We start from the raw sequence: 16,134 nt of genomic DNA, 5'->3' as shown, positions 1-16,134 counted from the left end.
TGTTATATTACTGGAAGAACCCTCGCTTCCACTTCCTTAAGGGTAAGCTGCCCGGCGATATAACTGCATATAAGGGAATAATTAAAATGGATAGCAAATAAATACCTATAAATAGAACGGGTCACTGCCTGGAGGTGTATTTGAGGCTGGATTAGATAGGCATCCCATATTTTTTGATCGGTGCTTATGTTTTCCTTATTTCCTTCGGCAAGGATATATTTGCTTGTGATTGGAGGGAAGGATAGCAGTGTCCAATTACCATCTTTATCACCTTCGCAATGAGCCGGGAGAGAAGAAGCAATGATCTTTTCTGTGACTTCCACTTTTTTTATTTGTGCTCGGTTTATAAGGTACTTCAGCTTCGTCATGTTCCATTCCATGCAATAGTACTCGTCTTGGTTTAGCGGGATTCTCACTTTAGCTTTTTGGTGATCATTCATGATAAATGGCTCGTCTAATGAGCTTCTTAGTCGCTGTTTATAATATCTCAGGGTCTCTTCAAGCTCTTGCGGCGGGGGATTTACCATTTTCAAACCATTGCTTTTCACGAGTTCCTTCAAATAGGGAACAGTTAAAAACTCATCAAGAAGATAAATCTTTTCCATGCTTAACACCTCGGAATTAACATTGTCATCAGTAGTAATAACTTAATGTTCTTTAAGCTTGTAACGTGACAAAAATAAATACATATAGATATATCAAGAATCTGTGCAGAGGGAGGAGAGTGAAATGTTGAAAAGGGCCAAAATGGTATTAGTGAGGAACGGCACTTGGCAACTATACTCGTGTGAGATGAAAAATCTTCAAGGCAGACTTTTTCCTCCAAACATGATATACAGCCAAACAGAAAAAGTTTACAAAACGACCAGGATAATAAGATTTCCTTTAATAAGATAACAAATCAAAAGACTCTCAGCTTTTCAGTCCATAAGGAGAAATCTAATAACCCGCAGGATGCTCTCCTCCAAACAGAAATGATCATTGGTGAAATCAGGCATTATTTAAAGCATCTTCGCCTCGAGGAGGGAAAATGGAGAAAAGATAAAAAGAAAAAAGAATTAATGATCAAAGAATTTGTATTACAAAAAAAACAAATGAAAAAAGAAATATCCGATTATAAACATTTGGCTGCTATTCACGAAAAGAGAACACAGTTTTACAAGAACGCACTACAGCGAAAAAATGGAAACGGAAATAAAAAAGTGCGTCACCAGTTAAAGCATGAAGCAAGAAGCTTAGAACCAGGGGCTTCATACCCTGTAACTCAAAAAGGGGCAGATAAAAAGCAGAGCATTAAACTGATCGAAAGAAAGATTAACGAATTATCCGAGTTAAAGAAAAAGGATTATTTGATGATACAGAAGTTGGGCACCGATTACCAGATAATCCATGAAAATTGGGCAATAAAAGAGATTATTATGCCTATTCATCATGAAATGGACATGAATAACATAAAGAGAGGGAGTTGGTTAGAGTTGGCTTGGAATTGGCTTAATGGAGATAAACAAACTCAGTATTTGGAAAAAACAGCAGAATTACAAAGTACCATCAATGAGTTGAAAGCTACGGTTAGTTCATATGAAGAAGTTCTGGAGAAGCTTAGTAAGCAATTTGACCAGTATGAAAAAAATGAGGAACTTTATCTGCAGGAAATGGTTGACCTAAAGGAAAATCTGCAGGCCATAGCTGGCAGTGAAGATGAGTATCTATATGAAATCCAGCAGCTCAAAGAAGAGATTCAGGAATATAAGCAGAAAAATATTAGTCTTGAAAAAAAGATATCAGAATTGGATCGTTTGAAAGAAGAGCTGGATGCAAAATCCCAGCAGTTAAAAGAATATGAAAATATGAATAACCAACCTTCATTACCTCCGCAGAATATGCAGAAGAAGGAAAAATTATCGAAAAAGATGAAGCAGCAAAATGCAATTCCTCAACGCAGCCAAAGAACAGAAATGAGACAATTTGAACAAAAACAAAGCTCCGTTAGGAGGTCCAGGACCCCTAATGTAAATGGAATGCCAAGGAATATGAATAATCAGCCAAGACAATTGAATCCAAGTCAGCAGCGAGCTCAGAACAAACTGGATTTAATCCAGAAATTCTACCCTCAGGCTCGATCGCAGAGCAGCGTTTTTAATCCTTTTAAATATTAAAAATAAAAAACTAACGGGAGTGGTTGAAGTGGAAACACCGAAAAAATTTTATGAGAGTTTTAAAAAAGCAAGAAAATTCCCAGCTGGTAATAAAGCCAAGAAAGCATCAGGGCTTTTAAAAGGGAAAAATCAAGAATTAAAACAAACATCGAGCAATGGCAAGAAAAAATCTATGTTTCGGGAACTGCGAGTGCCACTCAACCCAGACGCAGGAGCTGCTGCGGCCGTTAACCAAAAATTTGACTTTTACAACAAAAATGTTGTTTATATAAATCGTTCGGTTTTGAATGAAATAATTAATCATTGCAGAGAAGATCTTCCTTATGAAGCATGCGGGCTTCTTTCCGGTCAACATGGCCGAAACGAAATGATGTGGAAAATTAGGAGCACGGAAAAAGTCCGACTTCTTTTGCAATGGATATGAAACAGGTCTCAGCTGCCCTATCTGGGATGAAAAAGCTCTCTCAAACAATGACAGGCATGTACCATTCACATCCCTCCGCAGCCCCATTGCCTTCAAGAGATGACATCAGGAACTTTCATGACCCTGCTGCAGCCTATTTTATTATTTCATTCGCAAATAGGAAGACAAGTGTAAAGTGTTTTAAGATAATTGACCATAAAGCTTTTCAAGTGAAATTTGAAGTTATAAGATAATATTATCCTTTCTAATTTAACAGGTGTGTTGTGTAGATCGTCATATAAGCCTCGGATACGGGAAATCCGAGGCTTTTTATGATTTAATATACATATAGGGAATACCGCTAAGAAAGGAACTTAAAATCTTGCCAGTAAAATCACTTTTGAAACTAGTTGTTTTTCTGCTCATACTATCTGCCATTGGCTTAATAGTTTATGAATATAGCAGATATTATATAGGCCCTCCTAATTTAGAGGACACTTCTCTCCCAACTGCTCTTCACCCTGCAGTTGCTGAAAAAAGGATCAGCTGATCTCCCAGGCTGCCGACAAAGGCATTAACGTAGTCATCACCCAGGATTTCAGAAGCATAGAAGAACAGGATGCTTTATATGAAAAAGGCCGCACGGCTGAGGGGAGTATTGTTACTCATGCAAAAGGGGAGAGTCCTACCATAATTTCGGACTGGCGATTGACTTTGCCCTTATGTCTGTAGACGGCCAGGTTATCTGGGATATGAATTATGACAGCAACGGCAACAGTAAAGCAGATTGGGATGAGGTCGTCGAAATCGCAAAAGAGCTTGGTTTTGAATGGGGCGGGGATTGGACGCAATTTAAGGACTATCCTCATCTCCAAATGGATTTTGGACTTACCATTTGGGAACTGCAAAGAGGGAAGAGACCGCCTGAAACGGAATGATAATAAAAGAAACTGCACTCAAGATGTGCAGTTTCTTATTTTTGTTATAGGACCATTTCCGACTGTACATAGTGATACAGCAGCTTAGCTGTATTTTCAATTGAATCCTCATGTGTACGCTCGAATGCATGGGAAGAATCAATCCCCGGTCCGATTAAGCCGTGGACAATGTCGTGTCCGGCACGTATGGCTGCCGAAGCATCAGATCCGTAAAAAGGATAGATATCAAGCTTGTACCCAATTCCATTATCCTTTGCAAGCTGAACCAGACGCTTTCTTAGTTCGTAGTGATAAGGGCCGCTTGCATCCTTCACACAGATGGAAACGGTATACTCATCAGTAGATTGCCCGTCTCCCATAGCACCCATATCCACAGCCAGATATTCTACTGTCTCCGGTGTGATATTGGAATTGCCGCCATAGCCGATTTCTTCATTATTTGAGATAAGAAAATGGGTTGTGTACGGCAGTTCAATGTTCTCGGACTTCAGCTGTTTAATCAGCTGAAGAAGGATGGCGACACTTGCCTTGTCGTCAAGATGGCGTGATTTAATGAATCCTGCCGGTGTCGTCTGCACACGCGGATCAAAGGAAACAAAGTCCCCAACTTCAATACCCAGTGCACGGACATCCTCAGCATTATGTACTTTTTCATCAATTCGGACTTCCATGTTCTCCTGGTTTCTTTCAGCTTTCCCGGCATCTTTGTATACATGAACTGAAGTCTGATGCATCAGAATGGTACCGGTGAATTTATTGCCTGATGATGTCTCGATTTCACAATATTCGCCTTCTATCGAGTTATATTTGAATCCGCCGATCAGGTCAATCTTCAGGCGTCCGCTTGGCTTAATTTCTTTCACAATCGCTCCCAGAGTATCAACATGGGCAGTCAGCATCCGGTGACGATTTTGGTCTTTACCGGGAAGGGAAGCAATTAGCCCTCCCTTGCGGTTGCGTTTTGTTTCAACAGTAAGCTCTTTCAAAAACTTTTCCACATATGTAATCACTTCATTGGTATTTCCGGATGGACTTGGAATAGAAACGATTTCTTTTAGCAAGTTAATGGTTTCTTTTGTATTTGGGTATGACATTTAGAAAATCTCCTCTCAAATTATTCACGCGCAATTCTTATTATACTGTTATTTCTTGGGATAAGCATGCCCTATAAATAAAAAAAACTGCCAGAACGGCAGTCTGTAACTTTATATTTCTTCTGAAAGCAAGCTTTTCCTCGTTCTTAAACGGTAAAACCTTCTAAAGTCTTTTACAAGTACCTTAACGACGGAATAGAACGGAATGGCAATGAGGATTCCGATAAAACCATAAATTGATCCTGCAGCCATTAGGATAATAATAACTGTAAGGGGATGGAGATTAAGCCTTTTGCCCATCACATGGGGGAAACGAGATTACTTTCAAGCAGCTGAACAGCGATCAATACCAGTACTATTTTTAATACCATTCCGGTGCCTTGCAGTAATCCGATGAAAATGGCGGGTATGATGCCAAGTACCGGGCCAAGAAAGGGCACGACAGTAAGGAACATTGCAAAGAATGCTAAAATTAATGCATATTCCAAACCTATAATCTTATATCCGAAATACATTAACACACCATCTACGACTGCCACTATAAACTGGCCGGTAACATAGGAAAATAAGGTCTTATCAATATCTCCGAGAATTTTATTTCCTTCTTCCTCGTGTTTATCAGGAAGATATTTTAACAGAAAAGGCCGAAGCTTATGGTCATCCTTAAGGAAGTAGAAAAGGATAAACGGCACCACAACCATGACAGTCACAATGCTTGTAATGGTGGAGAAGACTTTCATCACGTTCTCGCCAGCGCCTGATAGGATGGTTTCTAAAAAGTTCAAGGCTTTGTTTTTGACTTGGTCATAAGAAAACATGCCCATATTGTTTTTTTCAACCACTTTCTCCGTTTCATCCGATAAATCCTCCATCTTTGCCGGCAGGTTTTCGCTTAGTTCAGTAACCTGGCTGCCAATCAAATTGCCGATTGCGTTAAATCCTAAATACCCTGCACCCAGCACAACGGCAAAAATGACGATAATACTGGCTGTTTTGGGTAAAGACCTGGAAACCAATCTTACCAGGGGCCTCAATATATAGTAAAGAATACCGGAGATCACTACCGGAAAGAAAATAGTGGCAACTAAAGCCCGAATTGGCCATAGGAAGTAATCAATCTTCCCAAGCAGGAAAATGATGATTAATACGAAAATAGTACCTGCTGCATATTTAAAAAATGGTTTATTGATCCACATTCATATACCCCAACCTTAATATATGTATTTACTATTCACCTTTCCTTTTTTCAAACATTGTTAAACACAGCCGTTTAAGAATCGATGTAAGAGGAATAGGTAAAACATTAAAAACGCAACAGGTGAGGGAGTCTAATTATGCTGTTTATAAAAAATGTAACCATTAAGGAAGCAATGCTGTTTTTATTGTTTGCAGGAGTAATATTGGCTGCCAAATGGACCGTTAACTTACTCGTGAAAAAGAGAAAGGGCAAGTCAGCACAAAACGACCGGATCATGCAGGGAATTTCTTCACTCGTGAACTGGGCAGCTTTTTATGGAATTATCATTCTATTCTTGTTTTATTTTTCGAGGGAGAAATGGCTTTTTTATACCTTGTTCACAGCTGGGGAGGTAGATGTGACGCTATATTTAATAATTGTAGCGTTTTTGACAGTCTCGCTTGCAAATCGGATCGTAAAAGTATTCACTAAATATGTATTAACATCTGTTTATGAATTCTATGGAGTTGATCGGGGGCTCGGCTATTCATTCAACAGAATGATCTATTATACCGTCATGATTGCAGCGCTCGCCATCAGCCTGACAACGGTTGGGCTTGATTTAACAGCGGCTGCTGCCATGCTGGGTGTTCTCGGCATTGGTATAGGATTCGGCATGCGCAATATTGCCGGTAACTTTATTTCAGGCATCATCATCCTCTTCGAACGGCCTATTGAAATTGGGGAAGTAATCGAGATCAATAATAAGATCGGTAAAATAGAAAGCATCCGTCTCAGATCCACTATCGTCCGCACTGCTAAAGAGGGAACCCTCATCGTCCCAAACCAATACTTCATCGAACAAATCATCAAGAACCGGACAGGCTCAGAAATGCTTGCCCAGGTCCTAATCAGCGTAGCGTACGGTACTGATACAGATAAAGTTGAAAAGCTTCTTAGAGAAGCAGTCGAGGTTGTAATGCCTAAAACAGAAGGGGTTTTAACGGCACCTGCACCTGATATCCGTTTTGTGGATTTCCGCAATAAGGCCATGGACTTTCTAATAGAAGTCCCTGTTGCAAACTTTGAAGCCAAACAGAAATTTGAAAGCCGGTTAAGACATGTAATTGCTGAGAAGTTTTATAAAAATGGGATCGAACTTGCCACAGCACAGCTGCTGTCAAACGAATGACGGGTTTTAGTTAAAAGGAGATAAAGCGAAAAACACCAGCCGCTCAGGGCTGGTGATTTCCAATGTGCACTCTATTTCCCTAACAAAGCTTTCACTCCAAGATAAAGAATGGCAAGACCAAAGATGATCATAGCCAGACTGCCGACAATGGTGAAAAAGCTGGCAATGCCTGAAGTAATAACTGCAGAAACAGGTACCATTGTCAATCCGTAGCCTGCAAGCATACAAGCAAGATATAATAATGCCAATTGATACATTATAGATCCCTCCCTTCCATACTAAGGTATGAAAAGGGCGGAATCTTGCTTGGTCTAATATCCCGAATCTTCCGAATAAGATAAAAAACAGTTCTTTAGAATTATCTATTGATTCTTATTTGTTTCCTGTACAGCAATGATTTTCAGGGCAGTTAATTCTTCCTCTGATAACCTTTCTGTTAAAAGGCTGTATAATTCATTCTGCTCTTCAGCGGTCAGTCCGCCTTTTACTTTTGAGACACTCTGCTGGATTTCCTTCAACGAAAAGCTTTCTGAAATCTTCTTCACAGCCTCTTCTTTTGTCTTGATCGGCAACGATGTCTTTTCAAGATTTACTGCTGTTAAATCCTCCGGGCTGCTTCCGAGCAGGGCCTCTACATTTGGATCAGCGGCAAGCATCTCCAGATCATCATTAGTGATGCTGCCGGCAACTTCTGTCATTACTTTATTTGATATCAGATCCATTGAAGCAAAATAGGTGAGGAATCCCAATAAAATAAAAGATCCTCCGGTAATTGTCCAAAAATAATTTTTTTCAATTTTTATGGCCTGCCCAAACAACGAACAGATCCGCTCACTCTCCTCCCATTTTTTATCTCCTTAAATTGTAAAGGGTCATTTCCTTATTATGCAAATCTTTCTTATCAATAGAACGTATGTGCTATAATAGAGAAATAATAAACTAAGGAGCCGTTTCAATGGATAATAAGATAAAAATATCGGTTAGATCGTTAGTTGAATATGTTTATAAAAGCGGCAGCATTGAAACAGGCTTCCGTTCTGCAGTGCCGCTTTCAGAAGGAACAAGGATTCATCAAAGAATCCAAAAACTTTATGGGGAAGAAGACCAAAAAGAAGTGTATCTGCACACAGTCTTAACCTTCAATCACCTAGACTTTCAGCTTGAGGGCAGGTGTGACGGGCTTTTCATCAGAAATGAAGAACACATTATCGATGAAATTAAGTCTGTTTCCCTCCCGCTATCTGAAATAGATGAATTTGCATATCCAGTCCATTGGGCTCAGGCTAAATGCTATGCTTTCATGTATGCAAAAGATCATAATCTTCCAGACATGACAGTTCAATTAACCTATGTACAATCTAAAACAGATGAAGTGAAAAGATTTCAGCAAAGCTATTCTTTACGTGAACTTGAAGAATTTATACTTTACCTTCTGGAATCCTATTTTCCATACGCCGACTGGAAGATTCAGCATCAACAGGCATTAACAAAGAGCATACAAGAATTGGCTTTTCCTTTTCCTGCCTACCGAAATGGCCAGAGAAGATTTGCCGGGGCAGTATACAAAACCATTGCAGAGGGGAAAAACTTATTTGCCAACGCACCTACAGGCATCGGCAAAACAATTTCCACTCTTTTTCCAGCATTAAAAGCCATTGGGGAAGGCCATATTCAGAGGATCATTTATGCCACAGCCAAAACCATTACCCGTCAGGCTGCTGAAGGGGCCATAGCCATGATGGGGGATGATGGATTGAATCTTAAATCGGTCACAATCACAGCTAAAGACAAAATTTGCTTTAAGGAAGAAACCAATTGCCAAAAAGACAACTGTGAGTTTGCCAATGGATATTACGACCGGATCAACCAGGCCGTACTTGACCTCCTGAAGAATGAGAACATGATAAGCAGAACGGCAATTGAACAATATGCTAAGAAGCATAAAGTCTGCCCTTTTGAATTTTCATTGGATGCCGCATATGCCGCTGACGCCATTATTGGTGATTATAACTATATTTTCGATCCGAGGGTCTCACTTAAGCGATTACTGGAAGAGGAGAAAAAGAAAACGGCTCTATTGATCGATGAAGCTCATAACCTGGTGGACCGCGGAAGGGAAATGTATTCAAGTTCCCTGGAGAAATCAGCCTTTCTTCAGTTGAGCAGAAGCTTTAAGGGGAAGGATGAAGGGATTCAAAAAAGCGCAAAACAGGTTAATGGAATTTTTATTGCATTAAAAAAGAAATGTGGTGAAAATCAGGAAATCGCAGAAAAAAATCCCCCAGAAGAACTTTTTGAGATTCTTGAAGAATTTGTTCAATACTCCGAAAACTACCTGGGGCAAAACAGAAACAATACGGAAGAAGAATTGCTGGAAGTATTCTTTGCTGCCCAGAATTTCATCAGAATAGGAAAACTGTATGATGACAGGTTTGTAACGTATATTCAAAAGGAGAGGAATGACCTGATCATCAAGTTATTTTGCCTGGATCCTTCGAGTCTTCTGCACAAGGCCAGAAAAGGATATAAATCGGCTATCTTTTTTTCCGCTACCTTAATGCCTCTTAACTATTATCTGGACATGCTTTGCTTTCAAGAGGAAGATTTCATTGTATCCGTTCCTTCCCCTTTCTCCAAAGATCAGGCTAAGGTCTACATACAGCCGCTTTCCACCAGATATCGTGACCGGGAAGGATCTATCGAACCGATTGTCAGAACAATCAAGAGCATGCTAAAGGGACAGAAGGGGAATTACTTAATCTTCTTTCCATCCTATCAATATATGGAAATTGTTTATGGAAGGTTCCTCAATGAGGAAATGCCAGTACATGCAATTATTCAAAAGACAGGAATGGATGAAAGAGAAAGGGAGGAGTTTCTGGATGCATTTCAGCCAAATGCTTCTGGTACTCTGTTGGGGTTCGCCGTCATGGGCGGGATTTTTTCAGAAGGAATTGATTTGCAGGGAGATAGGCTGAATGGTGTATTTGTGGTTGGTGTGGGTCTTCCCCAGATCGGGTTTGAACGTGATATGATGAAAGCTTATTTCCAGCAGCAAGGGAAAAACGGCTATGATTATGCCTATACTTATCCTGGAATGAACAAAGTTCTTCAGGCAGGGGGCAGGCTTATTCGTTCTGAAAACGATACAGGGATGATTGTCTTAATGGATGACAGGTATTTACAGGCAAAGTATCAGACCCTGCTGCCTGATGAATGGAAGGATTCTATTTTGTTAAGAAGTTAAAACATCCTGCCCAGGAAGAGCAGGATGAGGGTAATCATTTGGTGATAAGCGGGCCTTTGGGCGCCTGCATTCTTTCAAGCGTTCTTTCGAAAACCGGGTAAAAGAATTGTACAACCAGACCAAGTGTTAATGTGACCACAATCGTGCCTACACCGATTGCACCTTTGAATAAGAATGCAAGGAGCAGGGCAAAGCTTTCGCTGATAATCCTTGAGTTTCTTAAATTCAATCCAAATCTAGTGTGAATGGCCACCATCAATGTATCCATCGGACTAGCGGGGAATTTGGCCTGCAGATAGATGGCCACTCCCATACCCATCGAAAGGATCCCAAAAAGCAAAATGAATGATTGACCTGCCAATGTTTGCGGGGTAAGGTCACCAAAAATAACGAGAAGCCAAAAGTCAATTAGTGCGCCAATAATCAAAATGGAAATGGCTGCAAGGACTTCAGGCTTTTTTCATTAAAAAGCGTTTATAAAAATGAGAATGACTCCATTTATAAAAACAAAGGTGCCAACTGTTAAGTGAAACATTTGAGATTCACCAACAGCCAGGGCATCCCATGCAGAAGCTCCAAGGTTTGACCTGATAATTAGGGCTACACCCATTGTCAGGATAAGCATCCCAATAATAAAAAATAAGAAACGTTCTTTCATGAAGACTCTCCAATCATCTATGTTTAATTTTTAGCTTGCCCTTTTTAAGATCAATACTCCTGCAGCACAGAAATTATGAAGGGAAAATTCATTTTATCATCAGATTGCATGGGTTAACAGAAAATTATTATGAAAAGTTGTTGGATTTTGCAGGAAAAAGGCGAAAGATATTAAGTTGATATCAGTTTTCTTTCATCTCAAACTGTGCTATATTATTTTACATTCCTTCATCATTTATTAATGCTGGCTTTACATATTTTTTACGTATAAAAACTTAGCCGCTGCTAAGTTTTTCGCATGTTTACAATTTAAGAGGTGAAACCACACTTATGGGAAAGTTATTAAAATCGCCAAGGAAATTGGCGAAAAACAGCCTTGCTGTGTTCTTTCTGACTGTTATCCTTTTTTGGCTAAAAACATATATAGCCTACCGCGTCGAATTTAATTTAGGGATCAATAATGACATACAGCGATTTCTGCTGTTTTTGAATCCATTAAGTTCTACATTGGTATTCCTTGGATTTGCTTTGTTTTTCAAAGGAAAATGGCAATCAGGCATGCTTATTGGCTTGAATTTATTTTTATCTTTCCTGCTTTATGCAAATGTCGTTTATTATAGATTCTTCAACGACTTTATTACTGTTCCCGTACTAATGCAGGCAAAAGTTAATGGGGGGCAGCTGGGAGATAGTGCTCTGTCTTTAATGTCTCCTTGGGATATTTTTTATTTTACAGATACGCTTCTGCTTCTTTTCCTGGCAGTCAGGAAATGGTACAAACCAGGAAAGAAAATGAGCCGAAAGCCCGCATTGGCTGTAATCGCTGCAGGCATCATTGTATTCTTCATCAATCTTGAGGTTGCAGAGAATGACCGGCCTGATTTGCTTACACGTTCCTTCGACCGCAATTATTTGGTGAAATACCTTGGAGCATACAATTTCACCGTATATGATATTGTGCAAAATGCGAAGTCTGCCAGTCAAAGGGCTCTTGCGGATAATAATGATGTGACTGAAGTGGAGAACTATGTGAAAGCCAAGTATGCACCTCCGAACCCTGAATACTTCGGAAAAGCTAAGGGCATGAACGTTATTTACGTATCTATGGAATCTCTTCAGACATTTATTATTGACTACAAGCTGAATGGAAAAGAAGTTACTCCATTCCTGAACTCACTTGCACACAGCGGCAAGACATTTTATTTTGATAATATTGTGAATCAAACCGGGCAGGGAAAGACTTCTGACGCAGAGTTTATCATGGATACATCGCTATATCCAATGTCACAGGGAGCGGTATATGTAACAAAAGCGCAAAATACCTTCCATGGCACACCTGCTATTTTAAAGTCTCAAGGCTATACTTCAGCAGCTTTCCATGGAAACTACAAGACATTCTGGAACCGTAACGAAATGTATAAAACCATGGGCTATGACAAGTTTTTTGATGCTGAGTATTACAATATGAGCGATGAAAATACTAAGAACTACGGGTTGAAGGATAAGCCGTTTTTCAAGGAATCCATGCCTATGCTGACCAGTCTTCCTCAGCCGTTTTATACAAAATTCATCACTCTTTCTAATCACTTCCCCTTTAAAATGGATGAGTGGGATACTGATTTCCCTTCTGGCGAAACGGATAATGATGTGGTGAACCACTATTTTCAGTCGGCGAATTATATGGACCAGGCACTCCAGCAGTTCTTTGATGATTTAAAGGAGTCCGGGCTGTATGATCATACAGTCGTTGTTCTGTATGGCGATCACTACGGAATTTCCGAAAACCACAATGAAGCTATGGCGGAAGTAATCGGAAAAGAGATTACACCATTTGAATATGCCAAGCTTCAAAGAGTGCCAGTATTCATCCATGTACCAGGAGTGGATGGCGGCATTGTCCATAATGTTGGCGGACAGGTGGATGTGCGCCCGACATTACTTCACCTGCTGGGCATTGATACAAAAAATCACCTGGAGATGGGATCAGATCTATTATCAGATAAGCACCGTGAAGTAGTCCCGTTCCGAAACGGCAACTTCATTTCCCCTGAATATACACAGATTGAAGAGACCTGTTATTTTACTGAAACCGGCGAAATAGCTGAAGCTAATGCCTGTAAGCCGTTTTCCGATCAGGCGAAAAAGAGCTTGAAATGTCAGACAACATTGTTTACAAAGACCTGCTGCGCTTTTATAAACCGGAAGGATTTATTCCAGTCAACCGGAATGATTACTCATATGTAAAAAAAGAGGTGCCATTTATAGAGGAAAGAAATGGGCCGGGTATACAGAAGTAAGATTTAGGAGCAGAGAGATAACTCTCTGCTCTTTTTTTGCAGCCTGCAATATATGCAGAAAATATGCAGTTTACTAAAAGAAGGCACGGGTAGAGTATCTTTGTAATGAGATAAAAGGAAGGATGATAGAATGTATAGCCAATCCTTTGAAGAATGCATTCAGGCTTGTTTAGAATGCATGAAAGCCTGTAATGTATGCTATGATGCATGCTTAGGAGAAGAGGATGTTAAAATGATGGCGGAATGTATCCGCCTGGATAGGGAGTGTGCTGATATCTGTGCCTTTGCAGCTAAGACGATGCAGTCAAACAGCCCATTTGCCAAGCAAATTTGTATCCTATGCGCAGAAATTTGTGAAGCTTGCGGAAATGAGTGCAAAAAACATGATCACGGCCATTGCAAGCGCTGTGCTGAAGCCTGCTTTAAGTGTGCGGAGGAATGCCGTAAAATGGCTTCTTAATTTAGTGACAAAACAGACATCCAGCAGGGTGTCTGTTTCAATGCTTTTTAGTTACAATCCCCGGTTATGAATAATTGTACATATTTTCCATTATTGAAGGGAAATTAAATTAGCCTTTTGTATGCCTGTTCCATAATTTCTGCACAATTTATTGCCATACTAACTTCATGAAGAAAAGGAGGAATAGATATGCTGACAAGTAAAAAATTTGCGATTTGGCTGGTTTCTCTAACTGCAGCGATAACATTAACTGCCTGCGGCGGAAATGATGGGAATGCCGGTCAGGAAGGCACCAGCACTGAAGAAAGCACAACGAATAATGAAAGCAGCGGCCACTCAGGAGACCATTCAAGCATGGACCATTCCGGCTCCGGGGAAGTTCCTGAAGGAATAAAGGAAGCTGAAAATCCAAAATATGAAGTTGGAAGCCAGGCCTTTATAACAGAAGGACATATGGAAGGGATGGAGGGAGCCGAAGCAACAATTACAGGCGCATATGATACTACTGTATATACGGTCTCTTATACACCAACCACTGGCGGTAAAAAAGTTGAAAATCATAAATGGGTAGTTCATGAAGAGATTGCTGATGCAGGAGAAGAGCCATTTAAAGAAGGCGCCGAGGTAAAAATAAATCCAAGTCACATGGAGGGGATGGACGGAGCAGCAGCTGTAATCGATTCTGTGCAGAAAACAACTGTCTATACAGTTGACTTTACTACAGCTGACGGTCAGGAAGTAAAAAACCACATGTGGGTAACAGAAAACGAGCTTTCTCCATCTGAATAATACTGTAAGTTAAGGAGGTTATCTGCCGAAGATAAGCTCCTTAACTTAATTTATATTTTTTTAATAAATAGTAAACCAAAAAGGAAAAAGCAGTAAAAAGGAAAATGGCTATTTGCAGCTCCATTTTTAATTTTAGTGCATGTGAAACCGCAAAGGCTTCAATTAACAAAGCAGGTATTTTTCCGATGGTGCTGGCAATGCCAAAGGGCAGAAGCCTCATCCTGCTGTATGCTGCTGCCAGTGTGACTGCACCTGATGGGACAAACGGCAATACCCTCAGCAAAACAACCATGAAATAGGCAGCCGGCCCTTCCGCATTTTGGAGCTTAGAAAATAATTTGTTATTCTTAAGCTGAGGAAAAGAGGAGGTAAGCGCAGTGATTCCTTTACGATAAAGAATAAAACTTATAATTGCTCCAGCTGCTTCTCCGATGATTAATAGGATTAGCCCCATTTTCAGATCAAAAGCAGCAACTGTGCCCGCAGTAATAAAGGCACTTGGGAGGAAACCCGTTATCGCGGCAGCAATGTTCATGGATATGCTAAAAAAAGCTGCCAATATCGGTTCATCTGAAAGCCATCCTATGATATCAGAAAACATCCATTAATCCTTTCCGGCCCATTTATAGCCTAAACCCCAGACAGTCGTCAGATACTGATCTGCAGGAAACCCGGCTTTTCTTAATTTTTCCCGTAAATTTCTGACATGCGAATCGATGGTGCGGTCTTCGATTGAAACGCCATAACCCCATACAGAGCCTATTAAATGCTCACGTGAAAAAACTCTGTTCAGGTTTGAGAGGAACAGGCTTAACATTGAAAACTCTTTGGGAGTCAAAAGGATTTCCTTATTTTTATACCAAAGTTCAAAAGAATCTTCTTTAAGTTCCAGCCCTTTAAAGGTTTTGGTTTTTCCATCTTTTTTGTTTCTTCTCAGAACTGCTTCAATCCTTGCAGATAACTCCTCTTCATCGAATGGCTTTAAAATATAATCATCTGCTCCGATGTTCAATCCTTTTACAATGTCCGGCTTTTCGCTTTTCGCAGTAAGCATAATGATGGGAATATCCCAATATTTTTTTACCTCCTCGCATACTTTCCATCCATCCATTTCAGGCATCATAACATCCAAAAGGACGAGATCTGCTGAATGGGTTTCTAAGTAAAGCAAGGCATCTGAGCCTGATGCCAATTTAATGCAATTGTAGCCGAGGGGTGTTAAGTATAAAGAAATTAGATCCAGCATTCTTGTTTCATCGTCAACCAAAAGTATTGTTTTCACTTTCCGTTTCTCCCTTAAAAACAATTTCGAATTCTGTGCCGTCACCTTCTCTGCTGCAGACCGATATAGTCCCTCCATGGGCATGGACAAGTTCCTTAACAATGGCAAGCCCGAGACCAGTCCCTCCAAGAGCTCTTGCACGTGATTTATCCACTCGGAAAAACCGGTTAAAGATAAAGGGCAGTTCCTCTTCAGAGATTCCTCTTCCGGTATCCTTTATGTTAATGATGACATGTTTTTTGGTCCTGTTTATATTAATTGTTGTTTTATCTCCAGCTGTGGAATACTTAATGGAGTTATCCAGAAGATTAAATATGATCTGTTCCAGCCTTGATGCATCCGCAGAAATAGTGATTGATTCACGACAAATAACAGACAGCAGCATACCTTTTTCGGTGAATGCCGGTGAGAATTTTGTTTCAATTTTTTCATAAAATCCTTC

14 protein-coding genes and 4 pseudogenes are annotated in these 16,134 nt (G+C 40.1%); 9 read left to right on the top strand and 9 right to left on the bottom strand.

Annotated features, from left to right (window positions below; all coding sequences use genetic code 11):
- Positions 1 to 2: 2 nt before the first annotated feature.
- Positions 3 to 605: a hypothetical protein gene (locus tag M5V91_RS09715; protein ID WP_009334796.1), complete on the bottom strand. Its 603-nt coding sequence runs from the start codon at positions 603 to 605 to the stop codon at positions 3 to 5.
- 369 nt (positions 606 to 974) lie between these two features.
- On the opposite strand from M5V91_RS09715, the gene M5V91_RS09710 reads away from it, so the two are divergent.
- The 4 genes and pseudogenes from M5V91_RS09710 (at position 975) to M5V91_RS09695 (ending at position 3,497) form a co-directional block, all read left to right on the top strand.
- Positions 975 to 2,156, top strand: coding sequence for a hypothetical protein (locus tag M5V91_RS09710; protein WP_256814635.1), 1,182 nt, complete (start codon positions 975 to 977; stop codon positions 2,154 to 2,156).
- Between the two features lie 28 nt (positions 2,157 to 2,184).
- The gene (locus M5V91_RS09705) at positions 2,185 to 2,580 is read left to right on the top strand and encodes an MPN domain-containing protein (protein ID WP_284522055.1); all 396 of its coding nucleotides are present in this window, start codon (positions 2,185 to 2,187) and stop codon (positions 2,578 to 2,580) included.
- The gene (locus tag M5V91_RS09700) at positions 2,571 to 2,813 is read left to right on the top strand and encodes a M67 family metallopeptidase (protein ID WP_369425952.1); all 243 of its coding nucleotides are present in this window, start codon (positions 2,571 to 2,573) and stop codon (positions 2,811 to 2,813) included. The genes M5V91_RS09705 and M5V91_RS09700 overlap by 10 nt, the downstream gene beginning before the upstream one ends.
- Before the next feature lie 128 nt (positions 2,814 to 2,941).
- Positions 2,942 to 3,497: pseudogene (locus M5V91_RS09695) on the top strand (M15 family metallopeptidase).
- Positions 3,498 to 3,541: 44 nt separating this feature from the next.
- On the opposite strand, the gene M5V91_RS09690 reads toward M5V91_RS09695, so the two are convergent.
- Both M5V91_RS09690 and M5V91_RS09685 read right to left on the bottom strand, forming a co-directional pair.
- A complete protein-coding gene (locus tag M5V91_RS09690; protein ID WP_071157809.1) occupies positions 3,542 to 4,591 on the bottom strand; it encodes a M42 family metallopeptidase in 1,050 nt (349 codons plus the stop codon).
- A gap of 111 nt (positions 4,592 to 4,702) precedes the next feature.
- Positions 4,703 to 5,787 (bottom strand): annotated as a pseudogene (locus M5V91_RS09685) (AI-2E family transporter).
- A 138-nt stretch (positions 5,788 to 5,925) separates the two neighbouring features.
- On the opposite strand from M5V91_RS09685, the gene M5V91_RS09680 reads away from it, so the two are divergent.
- Complete coding sequence (locus M5V91_RS09680) at positions 5,926 to 6,960, top strand: mechanosensitive ion channel family protein (protein WP_192908548.1); 1,035 nt, start codon at positions 5,926 to 5,928, stop codon at positions 6,958 to 6,960.
- Between the two features lie 71 nt (positions 6,961 to 7,031).
- Here the strand turns inward: M5V91_RS09680 and M5V91_RS09675 are convergent, their stop codons facing one another.
- Both M5V91_RS09675 and M5V91_RS09670 read right to left on the bottom strand, forming a co-directional pair.
- On the bottom strand, positions 7,032 to 7,217 hold the full coding sequence (locus M5V91_RS09675) for a hypothetical protein (RefSeq protein WP_009334788.1): 186 nt from the start codon (positions 7,215 to 7,217) through the stop codon (positions 7,032 to 7,034).
- Positions 7,218 to 7,322: 105 nt separating this feature from the next.
- Positions 7,323 to 7,778, bottom strand: coding sequence for a hypothetical protein (locus tag M5V91_RS09670; RefSeq protein ID WP_284522053.1), 456 nt, complete (start codon positions 7,776 to 7,778; stop codon positions 7,323 to 7,325).
- Between the two features lie 137 nt (positions 7,779 to 7,915).
- Between M5V91_RS09670 and M5V91_RS09665 the strand changes: the two genes are divergently transcribed.
- Positions 7,916 to 10,207 carry an ATP-dependent DNA helicase gene (locus tag M5V91_RS09665; RefSeq protein WP_284522052.1) on the top strand — a complete coding sequence of 764 codons (2,292 nt, stop codon included), beginning with the start codon at positions 7,916 to 7,918 and terminating at the stop codon, positions 10,205 to 10,207.
- A gap of 34 nt (positions 10,208 to 10,241) precedes the next feature.
- On the opposite strand, the pseudogene M5V91_RS09660 reads toward M5V91_RS09665, so the two are convergent.
- A pseudogene (locus M5V91_RS09660) lies at positions 10,242 to 10,817 on the bottom strand (YczE/YyaS/YitT family protein).
- 377 nt (positions 10,818 to 11,194) lie between these two features.
- Between M5V91_RS09660 and ltaS the strand changes: the two are divergent.
- From ltaS to M5V91_RS09640, 3 genes and pseudogenes are all read left to right on the top strand, one after another.
- Positions 11,195 to 13,161 (top strand): annotated as a pseudogene (gene ltaS, locus M5V91_RS09650) (lipoteichoic acid synthase).
- 130 nt (positions 13,162 to 13,291) lie between these two features.
- Positions 13,292 to 13,621 (top strand): four-helix bundle copper-binding protein, encoded by a 330-nt coding sequence (locus M5V91_RS09645; RefSeq protein WP_009334783.1) that lies wholly within the window; start codon positions 13,292 to 13,294, stop codon positions 13,619 to 13,621.
- A 189-nt stretch (positions 13,622 to 13,810) separates the two neighbouring features.
- Positions 13,811 to 14,410: a YdhK family protein gene (locus M5V91_RS09640; protein WP_284522049.1), complete on the top strand. Its 600-nt coding sequence runs from the start codon at positions 13,811 to 13,813 to the stop codon at positions 14,408 to 14,410.
- A gap of 40 nt (positions 14,411 to 14,450) precedes the next feature.
- Here M5V91_RS09640 and M5V91_RS09635 read toward each other — a convergent pair whose 3' ends face one another.
- Genes M5V91_RS09635 through M5V91_RS31090 form a run of 3 tightly spaced genes read right to left on the bottom strand, consistent with a single transcriptional unit; the run spans position 14,451 to position 16,077 of the window.
- A complete protein-coding gene (locus tag M5V91_RS09635) occupies positions 14,451 to 15,011 on the bottom strand; it encodes a TVP38/TMEM64 family protein (RefSeq protein ID WP_071157800.1) in 561 nt (186 codons plus the stop codon).
- A gap of 3 nt (positions 15,012 to 15,014) precedes the next feature.
- Entirely contained in the window at positions 15,015 to 15,692 is a 678-nt protein-coding gene (locus M5V91_RS09630) for a response regulator transcription factor (RefSeq protein WP_071157798.1), read from the bottom strand.
- Positions 15,670 to 16,077 (bottom strand): sensor histidine kinase, encoded by a 408-nt coding sequence (locus tag M5V91_RS31090; protein WP_500797318.1) that lies wholly within the window; start codon positions 16,075 to 16,077, stop codon positions 15,670 to 15,672. The genes M5V91_RS09630 and M5V91_RS31090 overlap by 23 nt, the downstream gene beginning before the upstream one ends.
- Positions 16,078 to 16,134: the final 57 nt, after the last annotated feature.

This window comes from Cytobacillus pseudoceanisediminis (genome assembly GCF_023516215.1).
Taxonomy (GTDB): domain Bacteria; phylum Bacillota; class Bacilli; order Bacillales; family Cytobacillaceae; genus Cytobacillus; species Cytobacillus pseudoceanisediminis.
Note: the sequence above shows the minus strand (reverse complement) of the source record. Positions and strands in the feature narration are given on the sequence as shown.

Excerpts from the sequence above, each read along its gene's own strand:
- M5V91_RS09690 (WP_071157809.1), bottom strand. The coding sequence starts at position 4,591 with ATGTCATACCCAAATACAAAAGAAACCATTAACTTGCTAAAAGAAATC.
- M5V91_RS09640 (WP_284522049.1), top strand. The coding sequence starts at position 13,811 with ATGCTGACAAGTAAAAAATTTGCGATTTGGCTGGTTTCTCTAACTGCA.
- M5V91_RS09665 (WP_284522052.1), top strand. The coding sequence starts at position 7,916 with ATGGATAATAAGATAAAAATATCGGTTAGATCGTTAGTTGAATATGTT.
- M5V91_RS09675 (WP_009334788.1), bottom strand. The coding sequence starts at position 7,217 with ATGTATCAATTGGCATTATTATATCTTGCTTGTATGCTTGCAGGCTAC.
- M5V91_RS09645 (WP_009334783.1), top strand. The coding sequence starts at position 13,292 with ATGTATAGCCAATCCTTTGAAGAATGCATTCAGGCTTGTTTAGAATGC.
- M5V91_RS09710 (WP_256814635.1), top strand. The coding sequence starts at position 975 with ATGATCATTGGTGAAATCAGGCATTATTTAAAGCATCTTCGCCTCGAG.
- M5V91_RS09715 (WP_009334796.1), bottom strand. The coding sequence starts at position 605 with ATGGAAAAGATTTATCTTCTTGATGAGTTTTTAACTGTTCCCTATTTG.
- M5V91_RS31090 (WP_500797318.1), bottom strand. The coding sequence starts at position 16,077 with ATGCTGCTGTCTGTTATTTGTCGTGAATCAATCACTATTTCTGCGGAT.
- M5V91_RS09680 (WP_192908548.1), top strand. The coding sequence starts at position 5,926 with ATGCTGTTTATAAAAAATGTAACCATTAAGGAAGCAATGCTGTTTTTA.
- M5V91_RS09700 (WP_369425952.1), top strand. The coding sequence starts at position 2,571 with ATGGATATGAAACAGGTCTCAGCTGCCCTATCTGGGATGAAAAAGCTC.
- M5V91_RS09635 (WP_071157800.1), bottom strand. The coding sequence starts at position 15,011 with ATGTTTTCTGATATCATAGGATGGCTTTCAGATGAACCGATATTGGCA.